Source organism: Pantoea sp. UBA5035, assembly GCF_002415245.1.
Classification (GTDB): Bacteria; Pseudomonadota; Gammaproteobacteria; order Enterobacterales; family Enterobacteriaceae; genus Pantoea; species Pantoea septica.
The window spans coordinates 151,777-174,144 of sequence record NZ_DICD01000015.1; the positions used below are offsets into that span (position 1 = coordinate 151,777).

17 protein-coding genes and 1 pseudogene are annotated in these 22,368 nt (G+C 47.3%); 11 read left to right on the forward strand and 7 right to left on the reverse strand.

The genetic code is table 11. The annotated features are described in order from the left end of the window. Window positions 1–320: 320 nt before the first annotated feature. The 3 genes from B3229_RS12185 to B3229_RS12195 all read left to right on the forward strand — a co-directional run bounded on the left by B3229_RS12185 (window position 321) and on the right by B3229_RS12195 (window position 4,992). Entirely contained in the window at window positions 321–2,057 is a 1,737-nt protein-coding gene (locus B3229_RS12185) for an ATP-dependent nuclease (protein WP_286871026.1), read from the forward strand. Continuing rightward, the gene (locus B3229_RS12190; RefSeq protein ID WP_286871027.1) at window positions 2,047–3,465 is read left to right on the forward strand and encodes a UvrD-helicase domain-containing protein; all 1,419 of its coding nucleotides are present in this window, start codon (window positions 2,047–2,049) and stop codon (window positions 3,463–3,465) included. The genes B3229_RS12185 and B3229_RS12190 overlap by 11 nt, the downstream gene beginning before the upstream one ends. Before the next feature lie 99 nt (window positions 3,466–3,564). Beyond that, the gene (locus B3229_RS12195) at window positions 3,565–4,992 is read left to right on the forward strand and encodes a hypothetical protein (RefSeq protein WP_286871029.1); all 1,428 of its coding nucleotides are present in this window, start codon (window positions 3,565–3,567) and stop codon (window positions 4,990–4,992) included. A gap of 112 nt (window positions 4,993–5,104) precedes the next feature. On the opposite strand, the gene B3229_RS12200 is transcribed toward B3229_RS12195, so the two are convergent. Genes B3229_RS12200 through B3229_RS12210 form a run of 3 tightly spaced genes read right to left on the reverse strand, consistent with a single transcriptional unit; the run spans window position 5,105 to window position 6,376 of the window. Then, complete coding sequence (locus tag B3229_RS12200) at window positions 5,105–5,440, reverse strand: hypothetical protein (protein WP_286871031.1); 336 nt, start codon at window positions 5,438–5,440, stop codon at window positions 5,105–5,107. A 34-nt stretch (window positions 5,441–5,474) separates the two neighbouring features. Continuing rightward, window positions 5,475–5,834 (reverse strand): acyl-CoA dehydrogenase, encoded by a 360-nt coding sequence (locus B3229_RS12205; RefSeq protein WP_286871368.1) that lies wholly within the window; start codon window positions 5,832–5,834, stop codon window positions 5,475–5,477. 14 nt (window positions 5,835–5,848) lie between these two features. Continuing rightward, window positions 5,849–6,376, reverse strand: a complete 528-nt coding sequence (locus B3229_RS12210) for a hypothetical protein (RefSeq protein ID WP_079497751.1) — start codon at window positions 6,374–6,376, stop codon at window positions 5,849–5,851. 179 nt (window positions 6,377–6,555) lie between these two features. Between B3229_RS12210 and B3229_RS12215 the strand changes: the two genes are divergently transcribed. The 5 genes and pseudogenes from B3229_RS12215 to B3229_RS12235 all read left to right on the forward strand — a co-directional run bounded on the left by B3229_RS12215 (window position 6,556) and on the right by B3229_RS12235 (window position 9,601). Beyond that, window positions 6,556–6,930: a helix-turn-helix domain-containing protein gene (locus B3229_RS12215; RefSeq protein ID WP_286871370.1), complete on the forward strand. Its 375-nt coding sequence runs from the start codon at window positions 6,556–6,558 to the stop codon at window positions 6,928–6,930. 238 nt (window positions 6,931–7,168) lie between these two features. Beyond that, on the forward strand, window positions 7,169–7,588 hold the full coding sequence (locus tag B3229_RS12220) for a DUF2787 family protein (RefSeq protein WP_286871036.1): 420 nt from the start codon (window positions 7,169–7,171) through the stop codon (window positions 7,586–7,588). 120 nt (window positions 7,589–7,708) lie between these two features. Then, window positions 7,709–8,170 (forward strand): hypothetical protein, encoded by a 462-nt coding sequence (locus tag B3229_RS12225; RefSeq protein WP_286871038.1) that lies wholly within the window; start codon window positions 7,709–7,711, stop codon window positions 8,168–8,170. Between the two features lies 1 nt (window position 8,171). Continuing rightward, window positions 8,172–8,624 carry a RadC family protein gene (gene radC, locus B3229_RS12230; RefSeq protein ID WP_197791051.1) on the forward strand — a complete coding sequence of 151 codons (453 nt, stop codon included), beginning with the start codon at window positions 8,172–8,174 and terminating at the stop codon, window positions 8,622–8,624. Window positions 8,625–8,667: 43 nt separating this feature from the next. Beyond that, a pseudogene (locus B3229_RS12235) lies at window positions 8,668–9,601 on the forward strand (tyrosine-type recombinase/integrase). Window positions 9,602–9,801: 200 nt separating this feature from the next. Here B3229_RS12235 and B3229_RS12240 read toward each other — a convergent pair. Further along, window positions 9,802–10,437 (reverse strand): hypothetical protein, encoded by a 636-nt coding sequence (locus tag B3229_RS12240; protein ID WP_286871041.1) that lies wholly within the window; start codon window positions 10,435–10,437, stop codon window positions 9,802–9,804. Window positions 10,438–10,737: 300 nt separating this feature from the next. Here B3229_RS12240 and B3229_RS12245 point away from each other — a divergent pair, with 300 nt between their 5' ends. The 3 genes from B3229_RS12245 (at window position 10,738) to B3229_RS12255 (ending at window position 13,570) form a co-directional block, all read left to right on the forward strand. Then, window positions 10,738–10,929 carry a helix-turn-helix transcriptional regulator gene (locus B3229_RS12245; protein WP_286871043.1) on the forward strand — a complete coding sequence of 64 codons (192 nt, stop codon included), beginning with the start codon at window positions 10,738–10,740 and terminating at the stop codon, window positions 10,927–10,929. Window positions 10,930–10,933: 4 nt separating this feature from the next. Continuing rightward, window positions 10,934–11,773 (forward strand): hypothetical protein, encoded by an 840-nt coding sequence (locus B3229_RS12250; protein ID WP_286871045.1) that lies wholly within the window; start codon window positions 10,934–10,936, stop codon window positions 11,771–11,773. 186 nt (window positions 11,774–11,959) lie between these two features. Further along, the gene (locus B3229_RS12255) at window positions 11,960–13,570 is read left to right on the forward strand and encodes a DUF927 domain-containing protein (RefSeq protein WP_286871047.1); all 1,611 of its coding nucleotides are present in this window, start codon (window positions 11,960–11,962) and stop codon (window positions 13,568–13,570) included. Between the two features lie 260 nt (window positions 13,571–13,830). On the opposite strand, the gene brxL is transcribed toward B3229_RS12255, so the two are convergent. From brxL to pglX, 3 genes are all read right to left on the reverse strand, one after another. Next, entirely contained in the window at window positions 13,831–15,915 is a 2,085-nt protein-coding gene (gene brxL, locus B3229_RS12260) for a protease Lon-related BREX system protein BrxL (RefSeq protein ID WP_286871049.1), read from the reverse strand. A gap of 10 nt (window positions 15,916–15,925) precedes the next feature. Further along, window positions 15,926–18,523, reverse strand: a complete 2,598-nt coding sequence (pglZ, locus tag B3229_RS12265) for a BREX-1 system phosphatase PglZ type A (RefSeq protein WP_286871051.1) — start codon at window positions 18,521–18,523, stop codon at window positions 15,926–15,928. Window positions 18,524–18,713: 190 nt separating this feature from the next. Beyond that, complete coding sequence (pglX, locus tag B3229_RS12270) at window positions 18,714–22,343, reverse strand: BREX-1 system adenine-specific DNA-methyltransferase PglX (protein WP_286871053.1); 3,630 nt, start codon at window positions 22,341–22,343, stop codon at window positions 18,714–18,716. Window positions 22,344–22,368: the final 25 nt, after the last annotated feature.

Consider the following 22,368-nt stretch of genomic DNA (forward strand, 5'->3'; position numbering starts at 1 on the left):
AAATACCCCAGATTTACATATCAGCGTGCGCAATGGAATTTAAGCATGGCTACCAAAAGTTTGACCGGAACACCCGGATTAATCGGTGTGCAACAATTTCACCTCATATTCTGGTGGAGGCAGATGTAGTTCGTATGGTGTTACATCAATAAATTGAAGGAAATCCACCCGCTGTCAGATATGTCAGTAAAACAGGCTATATATCATTGATTAAGAAATTCGGGAGCGTTACTTTTATCCGTGTCGGTGCACTGGCTGCGCATTTGTAGTTATCTTCACGACAGGCGAGTGGACAAAAATAATAAAAGAGGGAGAGTACCGTGGTCAGAGTTTGTAAAGTTGAAATCCAGAACTTCCGATCTATTCGTTTGCTGACCTGGCAGCCTTCGCCAGGGATCAACTGCCTCATTGGCCCTGGGGACAGTGGCAAGACCACCATTCTTGACGCTATAGATTTGTGCCTAGGGGCGCGGCGTAATGTCAGTTTCAGCGACACCGATTTTTTTGGTCTCGATGTGACTCAGCCCATCAGCATTACCCTGACCCTGGGGTCATTGCCGGATGCGCTGAAGACAATGGAAACCTACGGCAATTATTTGCAGGCGTTCAACAGAGCGACGGGGCAGATTCAGGAAGAGCCCCAGCTCGGGCTGGAAACGGTTTTGTGTCTGCGGCTTAGTGTCGACAGTGAACTGGAGCCCAACTGGACGCTGGTGTCTCAGCGTGCCGAAGCGCTAGGTCAGGAACGCAATCTGGCCTGGAAAGATCGGCTGCTCATCGCACCGGCGAGACTTGGCACCTATGCAAGCTCAAATTTGTCCTGGGCACGCGGATCTGTGCTTAATCGGCTCACGGAGGAGCGCCCTAATCTGGGGGCTGAACTGTCAAATTCTGCGCGTCAGGCCCGAAACAATTTCGGTGGTCAGGCAGCGGTACAACTCGCGGCAACGCTGGACGTAGTTACTCAGAAGGCCAATGAGTTGGGTGTGCCGGTCGGTGGTCGGGCTCAGGCCTTACTGGACGCTCACGCGGTTTCCATCGGCGATGGCGCAATTGCGCTGCACAACGCAGCCGGTGTGCCGCTGCGTTCTCTTGGTACGGGGTCGTCCCGTCTTCTGGTGGCAGGAATGCAGCGTGCTGCCGCGCAACGGGCCTCCGTGGCGCTGGTCGATGAAGTGGAATACGGACTCGAACCGCATCGGCTTACCCGGTTACTGAACTCTCTGGGGGCCAGGGAAACACCGCCGCCACTTCAGGTTTTTCTGACCACACACTCTCCCGTGGCCGTGCGTGAGCTTAATGGCAACCAGCTCTTCGTTGTGCGGGGCCACCCGATAGCTCCCCACCTAGTGCTGCCGGTGGGCATTGCCGATGATATTCAAAGTACGGTCCGGGCTGACCCCGAAGCCTTTCTGGCGCGTAGCGTGATCGTCTGTGAAGGGGCGAGCGAGGTGGGGCTGATCCGTGGGCTGGATCATTACTGGACCGCCCTCAATGGTAATTCCATGCTGAGTGCAGGAACCGCATTCGTGAATGTTGGTGGAGGAGAGCCTGACCGATGTTTTGTGCGTGGGCTAGCACTGCGTCGACTTGGCTACCGTGTGCTGGTTCTGGTGGATGCGGATAAGCCGCCTACCCCGGCGACGGTCGAGGCCTTCGAGGCCGCGGGTGGAGAACATATCACATGGCGAGCCGGTCGCGCGCTGGAGGATGAACTGTTTATGAGCCTGCCAGATGCAGGCGTCGACGCGCTGCTTCAGCGAGGCATTGACCTTATGGAGGAGGAACTGGTGGCGGCACATATCCAGACGCAGTCCAACGGTCAGGTAACGCTTTCCCATATCCGGCACCAGCGGCAACTGATTGGGGCTCCTTATTCTCCTGAAATACGACAACTACTGGGACTCACTGCGCGTAACCGACGAAACGGGTGGTTTAAATCGGTGACCCGGTATGAGGATGTGGCAGACGATATCCTTGGTCCTCATCTCCTCGCGTCTGATGCCGGGTTCCAGGCGCTAATTAACCGGCTGTACGGGTGGGCACATGCCGCCTGACTACAACCTGCTGGAATATCATCGAGGGACGATTACGGCCCCGGCCGGGTGCGGTAAAACACAAATCATCGCGGATACCCTGGCCCTGCATATGGGAGCCAAGCCGGTACTTATCCTCACGCACACCAACGCGGGTGTGACAACACTACGTCTGCGTATGCAACGCGCCGGTGTTTCTGCTGCGGCCTACCGTCTCGCCACCATTGATGGATTTGCCATGCGTCTAGTGGCGATGTTTCCGGCGCGTAGTGGGCTCAACGCTGAGGTCTTTCAACTGCGCAATCGCGGAACTGACTATCCCGCTATACGACTGGCTGCCTGCCAGTTGCTGCAGGCAGGACATCTCAATGATGTTCTGCTGGCCAGTTACGCTCACCTCATCGTGGACGAATACCAGGACTGCAACCTGGTGCAACATGCACTGGTAACCGCGTTATCAATGGTGCTGCCTGCTTGTGTACTGGGTGACCCAATGCAGGCCATTTTTGGCTTTCGGGGTAACCAGCTCGTGGACTGGGACGCACATGTACTCGCTCACTTTCCACTGATTGGTGAACTCAACCACCCATGGCGCTGGGCTAACGCAGGGGCACCGGAACTCGGTCGCTGGCTTCTGGACTGCCGGCGAATGTTGCTGAATGGTAACGCCATTGACCTTCGCCAGGTGCCTGCTGAGGTGACCTGGGTACCGTTGCGGGCAGAAACAGCTGTTCAGCAGCGCCTTACTGCCGCCCTGACGCGTGCGGTCACCGCGAACGGGCAGGTACTGGTGATTGGAAACAGCTACGACACCCGCGGGCGCCAGCAGATGGCCAGCCAGACCCCGGGAGCGACGACTGTCGAGGCCGTCGATTTGATCGACCTCACTGACTTTGGTGCAGAGTTTAACATGGATGCTGCGGATGCGCTGACGCGCCTGGTGCAGTTTGCCGCAGGCGTCATGACTCAGGTTGGCCTCGCAGCATTGTTACCTCGCCTGGAGACGCTACGAAGAGGGCGTGCCCGCAACCCGCCGACAATTGCAGAAGCAGCTTTAATGGCTTTTGCGGAGGGGCCGAGTTTTACGCTGGCGGCAGAGGCGTTGCGACAGCTGACTCGCCAGGAAAATGCGCGGGTCTATCGGCCTGAGGTTTTGCGCTGCTGTTTGCGCGCCTTACAGTCGGCTGCCGCCGGAGACTGCACTTTTGCAGAAGCCACGGTAAATGAGCGTGAACGCAATCGTCATGAGAGTCGACCACTGGCACGTCGTGTCATTGGCAGTACATTGCTCCTTAAAGGTCTAAAAGGGGAGGTGGCAATTATAACTGCGCCCGAAGATATGGATGCAAGGCATCTTTATGTCGCTATGACTCGAGGCTCTGCGAGACTAGTTGTATGCTCGTCAACACCAGTGATTTTGCCAGGTTAGATGGCTACAAATGAGATGGGAAATTATAGAGAAATATTAACTATCAAATTTGTCATGAATTTTATGTAACAATTAAAAAAATATAGTAAGGAGCAATTAATGAAAGATGCAATATTGAGAGATGAAATCCTAGGTCAGTATCTTCCCGGATACTTTACAATAACAGTAAACTCGGCTACAGACTTTATAAATATGAGTGAACAAGACTACTCAACATTAGTTCATGAGTATATTCATTTCTTGCAAAACATTTCTACCGTAAGTGGTTTGACAATTCTGAGCTGTATTGGTGCTTGGGTGGGGCATCTCACTCATGGGATTTATAACAATAAAGAGAATGAAGGGGGGGTAAGATGTTTCCCATACTATGGAGAAAATAGTGATTCTTCAACAATTATCGAGAATTTTGATTCAATTATTATTTCACTATACGGCGATGGTGAAAATAAAGGTCTGAATATACTAACAGACAAGTATGGTGTAAGCAAGGTGACGTTGTCTCCATTTAGTGATAATATTTTATTTGATGAAATTACGCCGATGCCAGAAAGGTTAAAGTACTCCAGCAGGTTTTTAGTGGAGTATGCGTATTTAACTACCCAAGGTAATTCAATTCAGGTTCCAAATATAACAGTGGACGTAGGTGCTATATGTATTTATGAATATATGGCCTTCACTATTGAAAAGCATTTATTTGGAACGGTTGGTGAACCACCTAAGACACCATACTTAGTAGTAAAAGACGTGGCGGATTTTATTTTTGGATATGAGGTTAATGATGATATTTTGGTTGCGATATGCGAACTAACACTCCAGTCTCCGTTTCCTGGGGAGGAGCTATATAAGATACTAAATAGTTTAAATGATAAAGGATGTGCTATAAATAGCATGGATAAAAGGAGTTTGTCTGAGTGCTGTGATTCTGTTTATTATGTTCAGGAAGATTATGATATATTGGAAAGTGGATCTACAGATACTGATGGAGAATTCAAGGAGTATTCTAAGAAAATGCTTCTTAACCGACAAATAGAAGAAGTAAAAAAAGACTTTAAGGTTTTTTTTGATGGGAATTCTGATTTTGATAAAGCCTATGATGCTTTGGTATATTTATTGGATTCGATGAGTAATTTCAGCAGTGATGATTTGATGCCAATATCGGAGATGATGTTTCTAGAAAAGGAAGTGGCTTTTAATTATCTGAATGATATTATTAAATTAATTGGTATGCCATTGCTATTTAACGAAAATGGCTATGTTGGACATGCAATCGCTGCAAAGGGGTGCGATGAACAGTTTTTCCTATTTTATACCTTATACCAATATATAAGAATATTTAAATATGGAGATGAGTCATGCGGTTTACTACATAGTTGTAAAAATTTTCAAATTCAATGTGTTAATGAGAACTGTCAAGCAAATCCTCGCTTGAAGGGTAAAGAGGAACTGCTTTGTACATTGGGTCAGTTAATTAAAGTTTGGGGCTTGAATAATTATGATTTTATTAAATCCAGAACCGGTAACTCTTGATTTCATTGAATGTGGGGTTGGGGGATGCCACTCCCCCATATATTTAATGTGTTTGATTATCTCCTGTTTTTATTTTACTATTCTGTGTTGCAGTGAAGTAATGCACAAAATTTTATAAGCCAGATACATTTATATAGAATCGTCCTTTACCCTCATCAGTTTTTTGAATCAGGTATGTAATTGGCAAGGAATTTTGCAGGTCTGGTTTTGTGAATGTTAAGTCAGCCGCACACTGATAAACATCAAGGCCTGATCCATGGCTTATTGTTCTGACATTTTCAACAGAAATCCTCACATCCTTATCCAGTGTCATGCTTTTCTCTATCGTTTTCCGTGCTATATCAACGACCAGATTCTTGGCGTCATCGCTATTGCATTTTGGTGTCTTATCACCGCAGCCTACTATTGAACCCGCTGCAATCAGTGCCAGAAGTATATTTATTTTCATTTGTTGTTTTCCTTCAAATCAAAGTGCCGTTTTATTATTTTTTGCTGTATTGACCATCCATTGCACCTGCTGCCGAAGCCCCGCAGTATCCTTCGCAACCACGAGTCATTACGCTGGATTTTCCATTATTCATTTCACTGAGCACAGCAACACACTGGCTGGAACTATCATTCCAGATCCAACGGCGTTTCTGATTCTCACCAGCAGCTATTTGTTGTGCTGTACCGTCCATGTTGCAGGTCTCTGAGCCATCTTTGGTTGATGCGTTGATGCTGAACTCCGCATTACCGTTCATTGGCTTTAGCGTTAAGACAGCACCCGGCTTAGCGTATTGAGCTGCGATTGCCGGGAGGGCTAAGGCTGTCAGTACTAACGCGGTAACAATTCTCTTCATCATTAAATATCCTGTTAGCTAATACGAATGTTTTTGGTGATTTTCCCCAGTGCCAGCGGCCTGCGTTTTTCCACAAAGAAATACACAACGTTGAAAGCTGATTTACGGTGATTCCCCCGACCCAGGGAGGGCCAGTTACGGAATGATTCGATCTGTTCTTCTGAATAGGGCGTGTCAGAGAAGTCAAACAGTACAAGCAGTGCTTTGCCGTCGTGCTTCATCAACTTCTTCACTTCCGTGCTGTTTACGGTTGCGGAGACATTGGAACGAGCTGCCGTTGGCTTACGGACTGCAAACTCAACGGCCACATCGTCAATCACAAAGTCAATGAAACCATGCCCGGATACCGTTCCAGGTAGCCTGCTTTTAACTTCTGGCGAGACGTTATCCGCAAACCAACCCAGTAAATAGCAACGTACTAATGGCAGTAATTCCCGCTCGCTGCATTCATTCAGACGCAGTGTTTTGACAAATTCACGCCGGTAAAGGGAGCTGAAAAAGTACTCAAAGCAATCCGTTATCTCAGTAATGGTGGTTGCCACAATGTTCCCCTTTCTGTCCACCTTTGTTCTAAGGCTCATCTGCTGGTCACTCAGCTCATCAGTCTTAGTCTTGTTTGTCTATAAGTGAGTATTTGTTGGATTTTAAGGTCATTATCGATGTTCATGCAAGAGTAAAAAAGACCCAAACTTCCGCTTATGGACGGATGGGAGAATAAATGATGGTTAAACTGGTGGCAGATTCAGCTGATAAGCTGGTAGGGCAGCGTATTCAGAGCAGACGTAAAGAAGCCGGGTTAACCGCAGCTGACCTTGCGGAAGTTATCGATATATCTCAACAACAGCTTTCCCGCTATGAACGTGGAACGAATAAGATCAATGTTGCGCATTTAGTTAAAATTGCAGTATCCCTGAAGACACCAATAAGTTGGTTCTTTATTGATTGCATGAATGAGCTGAATGTTTCTAATATCTCGCCTGACTATCTATCTGGGCTAGATAAAGAATTAAAACAACGCCTCGATCAAGTCTGGAACAAATTGGATTACGGCAAAAGGAAAAGCCTTCTGCTGTTTTTAGATGAATTCATAAAATAAATCAACAATTAGTTTCTCTTTGAAATTATTTGCTTTATAAGTGTATTCTTGGTAAAATGTCATTACTGGATAGTGTCATGTTATTCAGTAGCTGATGCATAAACTAATAGCTAGCTTAGCGTTTCATTTTATATCCCTTCTGGCGGGAGGACGTACATCGTCTAAATAGTCAGTGCGGGTTAGGGTTAATTAGTATCTATGTCATCAACCCAAACGCATATTTATCGGAATAAATACAATGAATATTATCCGTCAGGAAGGGCTATCCATGCCCGTAAGTCAGGAACTCATTAATATTTTACTGGCTGAAATTAGTAAAAGACCGCCCATGAATCCTAATATTTGTGCTGTTACATTGCTGTTCAAAGATATCAATTACAGCGCTGAGAATGGTGGGTTTCATCCGGTCGAAATAAGGCTTATCTCCCGTAACGATGAATGGTATTTCGATTACATCACTGACTTCAAATATATGGGGGTAGACCCGGAACTCGAAAAGGAAATCGATATCAGCTGGAGCCAGCGCTATGTCTTCCTGTCCTATGCCGGTGATTTACCTCCAGGGGAAGGGCGCGACATTTTTGCACTCTGGCAGAGAAATTTCGTTCATTACCACTTCCTGAATATCTACACACTCACCGTTATGTGGGAAAGCTAATCCCGCCACACTGACAGCTAATTATTGATGGAGATATTATCTGTGACTGCTAACAGAGGGATCCACGCGTCAGTACAGGGAGAGCTTGACTGTCTTTGCGGCGCGTACTGTGTGGTGAATATGCTGAGCTGGCTGTATGACGGTCGGGTGAAACGAAAACCACTCATGAACCGACTTCTTCAGGCCTATCAGCAACGCTGGCCTTTGCATGAATGGCTGACCGAAGGGATAGATGAAAACCGGCTCGACTGGCTGATTGCACAGGTACTACAGAAAGGTCACTACCACCGCCAGTTTCCGGTTGAAATCACTAAACCCTTTGCAGAGAAGCGAGGACTCACAGACGGACGACTTTTCAGGGAAATGCAACAGTTTCTCGAAGCCACTGACCACTCCCGCCTTATTATGCTTAGCGACCAGTTTCACTGGTCCCTTCTGGTCAAAATGGACGAGGAAACGCTTTGGTTCTTTGACAGCAATGGACGAACCATCATGCCGCGTAAAGCCTTCTCTTTACGCACTGGCGTAACCCGCCGCCAGCTGTTTCCCGAAGCCATTTACTTCATTGAACGGGAGTTCTGACATGACCATGTTTACCCAACGTGAAACCCGTATCCTCGACCAGGCACGTGACATCATCAGCCGGTACTATCAGCGTGGTGTTCAACTTTGCTCCCCTGATGATGTTCGACGGTGCGTGATGGTTGAGCTGGCACCGCTTGAACATGAAGAGTTTGGCATCATCCTGCTGGATAATCAGAATCAGCTGCTGCACCGCGAAATCCTGTTCAGGGGTACGCTAAACTCGGTCAGCGTTCACCCCCGTGAAGTTATCAAGCGTGTGCTGAAACATAATGCTGCCGCAGCCATCCTTGTCCACAACCACCCCAGCGGCGAGCCTGAACCCAGCCGTTGCGATATCCAGTTGACTAAAAAGCTCCAAGAGCTGCTGGAAATGCTGGACGTGCGATTACTTGACCACTTTATCGTTGCCGGGACTGAAACGGTGTCGATGGCTGAACGGGGGCTGGTGTGATGCTGAAAGCTACTTGGTTTGTACGTTATCACGGGTTACGCGCATGAGCAGGGCAGCGTTACGTCAGGTCGTGCCGGTGGTGCAAACCACCGTCCTGGATGCGTATATTGGCGGTCTGGCTCCATCGGGGCGGCGGGGTGTCACCAGCCTGTTAAACCGCAGCGCCAGCATACTTAAACGCGGTACGGGTGCAGATAACTATCCGTGGGAACAACTTAACTATGCCGCCGTCGCTAAAGTACGTGCGGCACTGCTGGATGATGGTTACGCCGTGTCGTCGGTCAACATGGCGGTGTCAGCACTACGGGGTGTGGCACAGACGGCCTTTAACCTCAATTGCATGGATGCCGAAACGCTGGCGCGTATCCGGTCAGTAAAGCGAGTGAGCGGCGATATCCAGCGTAAGGGAAGGGCGCTTGACAAGCAGGAAATCCGGGCGCTGATTCAGGCCGCAAAACAGCATCCGCTATCGGTTCGGCGCAGTCGTGACACCGCAATTGTCCTAATACTCTGCGGAACGGGCCTGCGGGCCGGGGAACTGGTTAAACTTGAGCGCCGGGACTATGACAATGGCATCCTGACAGTCAGGCAAGGGAAGGGGCGGAAATACCGTGAAATTTACGTGGCGGATGCAGTGGACAAGGCCATTCGCGCGTGGCTGAAAGTCAGCGCAAACGAAGCTGAAAACGCTCTGTTCAGCCGTATTCAGCGCAATGGCAAAGCCGCCAGCCAGCCAGCCGCTGACAACTACCGGGTTAACGGGTATCCTGACGGAGTTACAGCAAACGTCAGGCATAGCGCGTTTTACCCCGCATGATATGCGGCGAACCTTTATCACTCGTTTGCTGGAGCAGGGCGTGGATATCAATACCGTGCGCCAGCTAGCAGGGCATACCGACATCAGCACGACAGCCAGTTACGATCATCGCGGGGATGAAGCAAAGATTATGGCTTCGCAGCGGCTACGATGCTGGTAATGCCAACCGACTCACTATCATGTCGCCGTAAAATAGCTATTTTCACGGCGCCCCCTTATCCACCAAGGCCTCCGCTCATATCATGCGGGTAAATATGATGTTTTCACTGGGTCAACAAAAACAATAAATAAAACATTACATTCGTACAACGCCTTGGGGAACAAGGCGTTGCCATGATCGCCCGATTTTTTGCGCATCAATCAAAAATCAGGAAAATCATCGTCAGCTAGATCACTTGAAATCTTATTCTCTTTTGGCTTTTTTAATTTCGGGGTTACCCCCACTTCGTCCACTGAAACGGGCTGTTCATCCTTGGTTGGAAAGGCCTCTTCATTCCATTTCTTAATGCATTTTCTTACTGCTTTAGCATCACGCAGCTTCTGGATTTCATGTGCCAACCATTCATCTTTGTCCTCATTATCACCTTCCCCTGACTCTTCAGCATCTGGCATTTCGCCAAATTCATCGCCCCAATCAAAGTGCGCAGCGACATCTTCTGTGTGAGGAAAATAGGGTTTACCTCGCTTATCGCAAGCATTGAAGGTTTTCGACAGCTCGAAGGCATCGTTGGCTTTTGCCATCTGGTGGTAACGATACAGGCGCTGACCTTGCGGTGTCTTAGCCGCCGTCATTGTTTTTGGGGCATCACTGGTTCTCTCAGCCTTAACAAACTTTGAGTTATAGCAGGTGTTAATGCAGTAACTCAGCACATCTCCCAACAATAGCGGGTCCCGGTCATTAACACCATTTCCGTTGCCATATTGGAAGTGAAGTAGGAACCTCAATTTTTCAAGTGCATCCCTTCCCAGGAATACCTTCTGTTCCTTGATACCCACCTGCGCATAGAGCTTTTTTTTGTCCTACGGCTGACCGCACTCGGCTTATCGCTAGGCGCTATGAGTGTCTTATTCGTTGGAGGTCGTTTCTTAGTAGGCATTAGATGTTTCCTTATCCAGATAATGTATTGAGGCTCAACGTATCAGTATTGAGGCTCAATAGTTCTAAAAAATATATAGTTTTTTTAAAGGAGTAATTTCAATTGATTATGTTGGTTTGTGTCGATTTAACATCCTGCTTTCCTTTTCATTTTGTTGAGGCTTTTAAAGAGTTGACTCCATTCACTACTGGAGCATCAAATGACCAGCCGAATTATCAAGAAGGCAGAAGTTTTACACCGTTGCGGTATCGCCAGTGCGACACTTTATCGTTATATATCATCAGGTTGCTTTCCTTCTCAAGTAAGGCTTTCACCACAAGGTCGCGCAGTGGGTTGGCGCTCAGAAGATATTGACGCTTGGATTGCCAGTCGTATGCCGGTTAAGGGGTAATAAGATGAAACGACCACATTACACGAACTATATAACAGCATTCCCGCAACTGGAGGAAGTGGCAAAAGTCATCCGGAAGTTCATGCCAGATTTCGAGACTGTCAATGATGCGCTGAATGAAAATATTAAGCGTTCAGTGATGTTGCGTGAGTTCGGTATGCGTAAAGCGAACGAGGCGTGCATTGACTTGGCTAACAAGCTGGAGAGCTGTTCTCTGGAAGAACCGTGCGGAAGTATGGCGTGCAGCTTGTGCCAGCGTAATCGCAAGCTTCGGTTTATGCAGAAGTGGGGGCCCTACGTCAAAACGCATCAAGAAGACTATGTAGCGGTAACACTAATTTTCTATGCGGATAAACATCCAGCATCAGAACTTTCAGATTGGGAATACAGCAAGTTCAAACAACGCGTATTAAAAGTGATGCAACGCATAGGCTTCAAGTCACCGATCATCGGTGGCTTCGAGATGGACTACCACAACTATACCCATGATAAGAAGCAGAGCCATTGGTTACCTCATTTGCATTTACTGATGCCAAATGAACCAGAGAAACTGGAAATGTTGAGGCAGTACATGTTACGCAAAAAGAACCTTCTTGCGCGTGAAGGTAAGCGCAATCGGCCCATGCGTATTGATCGAATCAAGAATGTTGAGCGTCAGATGAGTTATTGCATAACCGGCATCTGGATGGAGTATCCATGGTTTCTCAACGCAGACAACAAGCTAAAGAAGAGTATGGTTCCCCGGCGAATCAAGAGTGCGGGCGTTTACGCCAAATCACTTGTGAAGCTTGATCGCTTAAGCGATGGGATGCTCACGTTCGCTATTAATGTCCAAGTTGGGTAAAGCGATTACTCATAAATACGCCCTCAATGTAGCTGCTAGGTGCATCGGGAGCATGAGTTGAGCATATGTGGTGGGTAACACTGATTAGTTTCCCCAGCAGTACTCAAATATTAGGAAATATTGCCAAGTAATTTGGTGATTTGGTGATTGGCCTTCCGGATATGAGAAGGCCTAAGGATGAATTCAATGGCTAAGAAGAAGGCATTACCTGTGCGATTACTGGCTTTATCTGAGAAAGAAGATGGGCAGGTCGCATACCGCCTGATAAAAGTTAAAGATTGCCACAGTGGGAAATGGATACTGGTCTTGATTCCAGCCCATATTATTACAGACAAAAAGAAGCTTCGTGAGACGCTGATCGATGCTGGACTCGATCTGGATTATTCTGAGCGTGATTTTAACGAGATCATCGATCATCTTAAAACCGTTCCTAAAGATCGCGTAAAGTTGTGTATGAGACCGGGGTTCGTAAACGTTGACGGCTCGCTATGCTATCTGACAGGTAGTGGCCAAGTTTTAGGCAATGTTGAGGGATGTGCGCCGATGCCATACCCCAATGCCCCGGCATTTAAGGGTTGTGAAAATCAAAAGGGCACCTTGAAGCAATGGCAGATGCATGTTGCTTCAGCTGCATTACACAGCCCATACGCCATGCTTACTATGTGCAGCGCTATGGCAGGATACTGCATCTATTTCACGAATTTTGAGTCTGGCGGATTTCACCTTTATGGCGACAGTTCTAAAGGAAAGACCACCGCTCTTCTTGTCGCAGCTTCAGTGTTTGGTAGCGACCAATATGTCTGCGACTGGAATGTTACGGAAACAGCATTTGAAGAGTTTGCAGAGTCCAGAAATAATAGCTTACTCATATTAGATGAACTTGTATTGTTGGATAAAAATGCTAAAGAAGCTGCTCAGAAAATGCAAAAACTGGTGTACATATTGGGCTCAGGCGGAGGGAAGCAGCGTTCGATTCATTATCAGAAGCATAAAGCTGTATGGCGCTTGAATGCGATTAGTAATGGAGAGAATGGACTTGCACAGCATGCTGCCGACGGCGATATGTCGCGCAAAAAAGGTGAGCAGGCAAGGTTCGTTGACGTGCCTGTAGACTGCGGAAATGATCAGGGTATATTTTTAACTGTTCCTGAAGATATGACGCTCAGTGATTATGCTGAGACTATTAAGGAAAATTGCGAGCGCTATCATGGCACGGCAGGACCAGCTTTGGTAATCAAATTACTTGAGAAAAAAAGCGAGTTCCTGACAGAGAAGATTAATCGTTATAGTCGTGAGTTTTTGAAACATCATAAGATTGAAGGGCAGGACGGGCTTGAAAAGAGGATCGCAAGAAGGTTTGCGCTGGCTTATGCAAGTGGTGTTATTGCCGTGAAATGTAAGATACTTCCTTTTTCGCCACAAGAGGTTATGGAGGGCATATCCTACTGCTATATGATGGCTTGCGATAAAACACTGCAAACAAAAGAAGTGTTCAATCAGATATTGAAGGATGCGTTGAAGAATGAGGCTTGTCCACTTCCAGGTGGTGCTTGGGACATCGAAAAACTCAATGAAGTGAATGTCTTGGTAGCCAACATTGGTGATATTGAAGTTCTCGCTGTTAAAGCAGATTTCTTCAAGAAAAATATCATTGGCAATCTATCGCAAGTCACAGATTGGCTGACTAAAAATGACCGTCTATTTGTTGATGCTAGTGGGAAGGCGACCAGGCAGCTAAGGAGCGGTAAATCGTATATCAAACGTCGATATTGTTTAAAAATGCATAATTGTAAATAAGCCTGACGTTAGGGCTTGTCGCTTTACCTTAACCTCAATTGTGTTGTTCGACTCTTGTACGAATGCGCATGATGTTTGGGTGAGGAAGTATAAGTATTATGTTGATTGAAATAATAAGTACGCCCCTTAATCCCTGGTTTTGGTATGATAGATTTTAATTAAGGAAATGGCATTTTCACATAATATTAAACAGGTTTTTTGTTGTATTTTGTTACGTCGTTGGCGGATATTATCCTCAATGACGTAACATCTGTTCAGGGTTAATTAACTCCCAATGCTTTATACACTGCATCAACCGGGTCTGAATAAAAACCAACTTGGAATTTAGTAAACAGTTCTGTCGGTACGGTTGGGATGTCCATTGCGGATGCCATAGGTAACAATATGCGCTTCGCGCCACTGTCAAATGCCACTTGCAGGCATGCGGCCAGATCCTGCACCGGGTTAATGACGCCACCAAGCGTCATGCTACCCAGTACCACCATTTGTTCCTGAACAGGTTTTAACAGTAACACCGAGCAAAATGCAATGAGTGCTGCAAGGCTGGTTGAAATGCTGGGACCGGTACTATGGAGTTCCACAACATGAAGATGATATTCATGGTCTGAGAATTTCGCTGTGGCACTGATGCGGCTCAGATTTCCTTTGAAATAATCAAAACCCACGCGGATAGCTTCTTTAGCGCCGGTATTTGAACCAATCCCGGAAACCGAATGTTTACCGTTCCCCGCTGTCATCTGAGTTTCGAAGCGATACAGACCCGTCATGCCACTTTCCGCTTGCGTAACCAAATGCACAACGCCAGGTTTCGGCATGCCAGCAGGAATTAATTCGCTGCCGCCCTGTTCTGGCACGCTGACGAAGAATTCTTCCAGCGTCTCGTTATCGATGTAGCTGAAATTCACATCGAAGAACTCCAGACCGCCCAGCTTTTTAAGCTGTTCTTTGACTCTACGGCGGGCTTCCATGGCGTAGGTCAGGCAAACACGGACATCTTCTTTACTGTAAGAACCATTGGGATGAAGAAGTTTCAGTAAGCCTGAAACTGTGCGCCTTACCGCGATAACGTCGCGCTGGTTGAGGTTATTACCCAGCTTATAGAACTTATCAATCGCGTCGGAGAAGCTGCGCTTACGCATTTCCCGCATGTATTCGGCGAGATAATCTGTGATAAGGCCGTAGCGATTGGTAAAGAATTCCGGGCGCATTTTTGGGATTTCCCAGCCGGGTATATAGGCATGGAAGCGGTCGAAAAACGCCGTGTCGATCATCGCGGCAGGGAAGGGGGCTAACAGATGGCTGGTTTTGACTAACGTCTCAACGCTCTGATTGATGTTGCCGACGAACACCATAGACGCTTTGCCTTCAATCGAATCTCTGCCGCGTGAAAACGAGCCAGATGCCATGTAATCCTTCATGATTTGCACACCGTCTTTGTCTTTGAAAGTGATCCCTGCCACTTCATCAAACGCGACAACATCCCACATGCCGACCAAGCCAATCTGGCGGCTAGCCATGTTGTAAAACAGGTTTGCAACCGTGGTTTGCCCGCCGGAAACTAACAGTGAGTTTGGCGAACACTCTTTGTAGACGTGGCTTTTACCGGTACCGCGTGGGCCCAGTTCGCAGACGTTATAGTTATTTTCCACGAAAGGGATCATGCGGGTTAGCAGGTGCCATTTAGTTCGCGGCTCAATGTTAGCAGGTTCCATACCCACGGAACGTAGCAGGACATCAATCCACTGGTCGCGGTTGAAGTGCGTACGTGCGGTAAATACCTCTTCCATGTCCATATTGGGCATCTGGATAGGTTTAAGCGTCATCAGAGAAAAGGGCGACGTTTTCTGTCCTTCCTCAAAGAAGTAGTTCACGGTGATCATGCACCAGATGCCACCGGTCAACAGCTTCTCGTTGTCCTTGACCATCTGTGGCGGAACCAGTGCATCTTTAATGCCGAGGTTGGAGAGCTGGGCTTCGTAAACGTCTTTCTTCTGATTGAGCTTTACCGACACTTTATCGATGATCTTGTAGGATCCTCGCTCACGAATGAGCGATTTCACCTTCTCTGCTTCATCAGGGCGGACATAGTTATCAGCCAGAATACGCTTAACGTTCTGCAACCCTTGCTCGACGATCTGGTCATCGTCAGAAGCGCAGTACATACCGAGCAGATACTCCAGCACATAGACCGGGACGTTAGCTCCTTCCTTGAGCTGCTTGGTCAGATCTTTACGCACCACCCGACCACGAAAATGCTGATTCAGCAAGGCGTCCAGATCGTAACCTTCTGCGACGAGTTCCCCTTCGGATACGGCTGGAACGGGTAAGTCATGATGGGTTTGCATATCGCCTCACTTAAAAGAAATCATCCTGAAATGCCAGATCGATAATCACAGGGTACTTCTGGTAACCCGTTTCCGTTTGTGCATCTTCCAGTATCAGCCAGTATTCATTACGGCGATTGAAATTCGCGCCAATCAGCTTCAGCGTAACGTCACGCACGCGTTTTTCCATTGTGTTGTTATCGCTGTCAAAGCAGATTCGCTCTTTACCGGATACCACATTATTGGCGTTGTCGACGATAAAGATGTTCAGGGTACGTGGTTCGTATAACTCACCTACCGGATGGGTTTGCAGCAGGCTGACTTTATCAATGTTATTGACGAGTTTGATCAGCGGATGGTAATTCACGATGTCTACCGGACGACGCTGAGGTTGCTTCTCGGCAGCGGTTTTCTGCAGCGCTTTCACCTGCAATACGGGAACGCAGACTTCCTGCAGCATGGCACCACCATGCACAAATCGCGCGCCGCCCGAGAAATGGAAACGCTGGATCCCTTTCGGGATCAGGAACTCGCTGTTATCGCTGACGCCTGCGGTATCCACCACTTTTCCTTTCCAACAAAAATCATCGGCAGGAAGCTGATGGCCGATAATAAAGCGTTTGTGGTTTTTAATCGTATTGTCTGGCTTGATCTGCAGCGTGGTTTTATCCTGCCCGGAAAGGGGCTGCTGCTGGAACAGGAAACCGTGGTCCGCCGTGACGATAATGCGTGTACCATGCAGACGGTTAATCACACGGGTCACTAAATCCTTCAGTTCAACCACCGCGTTGCGGCACGCTTCGAAGGTCTTCTCTTCTGTAGATGCGCTGTCACCCATGGCATCAATGGTGTTGTGCCAGATATAGACGACTTCGTAATCGCGAATAAGATCCCGTCCTTCCTGATTTTTCCATTTCAGAAGATCGTCGGATTTTACTGCCATCCCTTTATATTTCTTCAGAATGGTATCGCGGTTGGGCGTACCTGAGGTGGATAACCCATCCGCATAAACGATGTCACCATTACCCGGTTGGTAGTATATCTCGTCATGGGGCAGCAATGCCGCCATTCCCAGCTGGGTATAGCTGGGTAACACGCCCAACTGGGAACGCAGTTCGGCAGTAAAGCGTTTCTCAGTATTGATCTGATTGCCCAGCTCTTCTGCTACTTCATAACGCAGCGCATCGGAGATAATCACGAATACGCGCTTGATTTGTGGATTATTAAACTGCGGCTTAACCACCTCATTGTAGAAGTTCTGCTGCCGTGGAACGCCCGCAATATGCCACTCTTGCATACAGTTTTCGGCTTCCAGAACCTTATTCCAGCTACGGCTTAATTCTGCCAGGTACCAGTTGGAATACAGCGCCTCGATATAGTCATCCAGGCTTTTCAGGATCATTGCGCCTTTGCTGTGAACCAACAGCGCGTATTCGTTAAACAAGCGGTAGGCCTGGTCAAAGCGGAACAGCTCTTCGCAGTACACTTTCCAGAACGTTGCGCTATCCTGATAGTGGAAACCGTCAATATGACGATTACGCAGATTCAGCAGCCGCTCAGCCTGACGAAGCGCGTCATAGATGGCGTAGTATTCCTGACGCGTCTGGCACCAGTATTTGCTCTGGCGTTCGGACAGAAGCTTCTTGAAGGCTTCACGGTCAAGCGTGGTGCTCTCTTCCTGAAGCTGCGTCACCAGTGCATGAATGATGGTCTGTTCAATGCTCTGCGTAGTTTCGCACTCGTGCAGATCATACGGCGAGCTGAGACGGTACTGGTCTTCTGGTCGCAACGCATCCTGCATCTGCTGTGCGCAATAATCATAGGCGTCTTTGTAGCGACGGTCGGCACGCCAGGTGACCATAAAGGCCAGCGCGGAGGCTCTGCCTGACGGCGTAGTCAGCACGTTTTTTTCCAGCCATTCGCGTTTCTGCGGGTCTGCCTGCGCGAAAAGATCGGTACAGAATAGCTTTAGGATCAGGTTTTCCAGCGAAGGATGCTCGGCCTGATAGCCCATTTCCTGTTTCAGAATGTCCCACAGAACGCCTTTCAGGTCGTGGCGTTTCAGCATCGCCAGCGTGTTTTCGAGGTCACTGTCGTCATCTTTTAGCTGATTAACGTATTGGGTAATCAGGCTGAACAGAATCTCTTCCGTTTTTGCTGTTTTCACGCCAGCGATGACCGCAACCATCTTCTTATCAAGGGAGGCTTCGTTTTCCTGCTCAGTCACCAGGCCTTTTAAGGCAGCAAGACGTTTAGTGCTGAAAAATGCCTTCCGGCGTTGGATATGCTCACGTAGGCCAAGCTGCGGAATACCTAACGTATTCAGCGTGATGGCGGCGAAATCGGCGTGGAACTCCGTACTGTAAAGACGAATGTCCAACAGCCAGTCGAATTCTTTTAGGGGCACATCGTGGGGAAACCACAGCAAAAACTGCTGTTCAGGCTCATCAATTTCAATGCGCTTTTTAACCGCCAGCTGTGACTGGTCGGTCATGTCGAGCAGCGTGATGTTCTCCAGTTCGAGATTACCCAGCTCTTCGAGGAAACGCTTATCGGGATCGTGCCAGAAAACGATGCGATGTTCGGCGAATTTTGCTTTAAGGCCGGCAATAAATTCCTGATTTTGCAAGATCACAATCCCATGTTGATTCTGTAAATTCGAAGGTGCCTGAACGCTTGGAAACCGTGCTCCGCGTTCTGACACAAAGCCGCATTTTATCATGAACTAGAAGTGACGGATGCCTGAAAAAGGCCTGTTTCCCGTGTCGAGATCACCACCGAGCTAAAGCCCGGTGGTGTGGGAAGGAATGCTATCTGACTTAAATCACCTCAGGAGCATTGCCGGTAATGGCTTTCACATCTGCAAGCAGATCGCCAAATTTACCGTAGTTAACCTTAACGCCGTCGTCGAGATCAATACTGATTCTCATATCAGCATAGTGTCGTAATCGATCGTCGAAGCTGCGCAGTTCGTTGAATTTTTTGCTCAGATTGTCGCGATCGCGCTTCAGACGTGTGGCTTCTCCGCCGGAGGCACCATCGATCTGTTCGTTCAGGCGATCGATATTGGCCTGGTAGCGCGCCAGCAGTGGCACCACATATTCGGTACGCATTCTCGCCAGCGTCGCGTCGTTGTAGCGATGCAGATAGACCAGGCATTCAAACGCTTTCTCTTTACCGGAGCTGAACAGCCAGTAGATCGGGCGCTTTTTATACATCTTCAGATGATCTTTCCAGAATTGGGTGGAAATATAGCGACGGATAGTGTCCACCGCAGACTCACCTTTTTTCGGCTTGATCGCGTACAAACAGAGACTTTCAGCGATAAATCCGAGGTTTTCCTGCAAGTGTTCTTCGCCCCAGACGGTGCGAACAAACTCTTTGACGCGAGAGGTGACGTCATCGTCAAACCACTCGTCATCCATCAGCGGCAGGATGCCGTCTTTATCGGCCGGGAAGGTTTTGTATGCGCCTTCGGCAACCAGTTCGGCAAATCCTTTGTTGCCTTCGTGGGCGTAGACGAGACCTTTGCGATTAATGGAGTAACGACCTGCCATACATCCGATGGCATAACTTAATAAATTTTGGAAAGAGTCTGATCTGAATCTATTTTTTTTATCACTTCTTCCGTTATATATATATTTAGGGTTTGAGAATAGAGTTACTTCATTAATTAGGGCGTTGGAATATTTATCTTCAGTTAGTTTAAAATGAGACATTACATTACTATTGTTGTTTTTTTCTAAAAGGAAGGCTCTTAATGTAATTGTTTCACAGGTTTTTTGGAACTTAGTATAACTATCAGCTATTTTCCTCATGTGATGACTTACAATAGGGGACCCTAAATGATCGATAGATATTTCTTGATAATCCCAGTCTAACTTGTGAATTTCAATAAGTTCATTAATTATTTTTTCATTCCCTATCTCTGAAACCGGAAGTGATTTAATTGACAAAGGTGATGAGTTTATAGTTGGGCTGAGAATTTCAAGAAGATACTGAGTTGCTTTGGAGTTTAATACTCCTAGTAGGTTAATTAAGACTTTATCATCACAAAATATTGCAAGGCCTGCAGTGTTGAAAGAGCATCCACTGGGATAAAAGCGAAAGCTTGTCAAGGATGATGTTATTTTACTCCAGCCAATCATAGGTTTATAAAAATCATTGATACCATCTGATCTAAATCCTTTATTTAATTTCATTTCTGAAAGATGAGTGGTTCCATCTTTTAAGACGGACTCTAGATTCCCATACCATTTTCTAAAATCACCGCCTTTATTGTGGAGTGAATAACGTTTGGGTGATTTTTCATTGCTTTTCTTAATTAAATCATATGATACTTCATACCAGTATAAAATAAATTTTTCATTATCACCTGTGGTTATTCCACTTTTTACAGCTGATATCTCCTCAACTGAAGTGTTATCTGTGAATGTTTTTAATAGCTCAGAAGATGCCCAATAGCCGAAGCAAGTTCTTGGTATATTGTGGAATTGTTCACAAGATAGAATGTTATGCCTATCGTTTAGTACTGGGAAAGTGACTGGGATGCCAAATTCATTTATTTCACTTGAGTGAATACAATAAAATTTTGTTTTTTTATTTTTTATTTTTATTTTTGAGGTAACAAAGGCGACAGTGCCAAAATTAATTCCTAAAGGAGTTTTCCCTTTTCCTTCATATGGCATGTGGATAAGCGAAAGTAGTGTATTGTTGATTAATAATGATTCTCTTAAATTTTCATAAGAGGAGAGGAACATCCATGATTCCATTACGATCATAGCATTTAAGCCATTTGATTTTATTTTATTATCTGCATTTTCCATAAAAATGGTACATAAATCGTATTTGCTATTCGGGTAAATGTTATTAATAATTTTTTTAAGATCATTATTCATAGCATTACTACCCATATACGGCGGATTCGCGACTACTGCATCATAACGCTGCGCCAATATCCACGCCTGATGAATATACGGAATAAACGCTTTCGCTGCGACCTTCTGCTGGAAATCCCCTTCCTGTTCCAGGCGATACAGCACATCAAGAAATGCCTTCAGTTCTGCTTCCTCTTCTTGTGGCACCTGAATCAGTGAGCCCAGCGTTTTAGCGTTTACAAAGCGTTTCAGCGTGTGCATCAACAACTGATATTCTGCGCTGTCGGTATGGGATAATGCGGTATTTTCCGCAAACATATCCCCTATGCTGCCGGTCTGGTTCTGCTGGTGGAAGTTTAGTTGCTGCCACAGTTTAGCAATATCCTGATGCAGGCTTTCCTGCAGGGAGACAATATTCAGACGCACGTAGCGGGTGAATATCCTTCGGTCATCCTTTCGAGCCATCATTAATAATGCAAAGCCGGAAAGCTGGGCAGCACGGTCGTCAATTTCGAGACCGAAAATATTATTCTCCAGGATCAGCTGTGGAATATCGCGGGCGCGATAGCCGCGCTCTTCGTAGATATTTTTCAGCACGTTATAGGCTTCAATTAGAATATGTCCGGAGCCGCAGGCAGGGTCGAGAACCTTGATGCTTTCTGGTTCAATGCTGGCAGGCGTAATGGCAGCCAGTTGCGCCTGCACTTCCTGCGTCTGTTCGGCTGGCTCAATGTAGTAGTCCATTTTGCCTTTCAGCGGCGAATCCGGGTAGGTCTGCAACCACTGGCGGCCGACGGAGTTCTGCACGAGATACTGCACAATCCAGTTTGGGGTAAAAAGCTGTGTGGCTGCAGGAATATCTTCGCTCTTTACTACCTTGCCGATAACCGCATCTTTTTTCTCAGAGATATAGAACTGATATAGCCAGCCGATAACCTCAACTTCTTGCCAGTCTTCTTCCGGAATACCGTCCACCAAACCGCGCAGAATAGAGTCAGTACGGGTCAGGTTATCCGGCAGCAGAAGTTCGGCTTCATCATCAACCACTTCAAACAGGAACGGCATCGCGCGGTGCAGGGCGTGACACTGCGCCAGCAGCAATTCACGGTAGATGGCTTCGTCCTGGTTGCCGGTGAGTTTCATATCGACCAGCTGCGCCTTTTTCTCCGGCAGCAGTGCTTCCACCACTTCCGGTACATGGTCCAGCACTTCAAAGCCGGTCGGGTTATCCGGATGCGAGAGCATATGGAAGCCGTGGTCAAGGTAGCCGTGGATTTCCATATAACGAATGGCACACAGGCGGTTAAACCAAGTGTAGGCACAGTGTTCAACCAGTACATCAAAGCCCTGCTCATGGGCGCGTTTTACCAGACGATCGCGGCGGGTGAGGGTGGATTTGGGGTAGTCAAACTGACCATAGCGCACTGTGTCGCCAACGATCCCGGCATCAGCAATTTGTAGATTGCCTTTTTTATCGGTGGCAATACCCAGTGTGGTCAGCTTCTGGATCACCGCATCGCGGAACTGGTTACGGGCTTGTGGAGCGTATTTTTTGATGTTATTGGTATTCATAGAAATTCCTGCAAAGGGCAGCAGA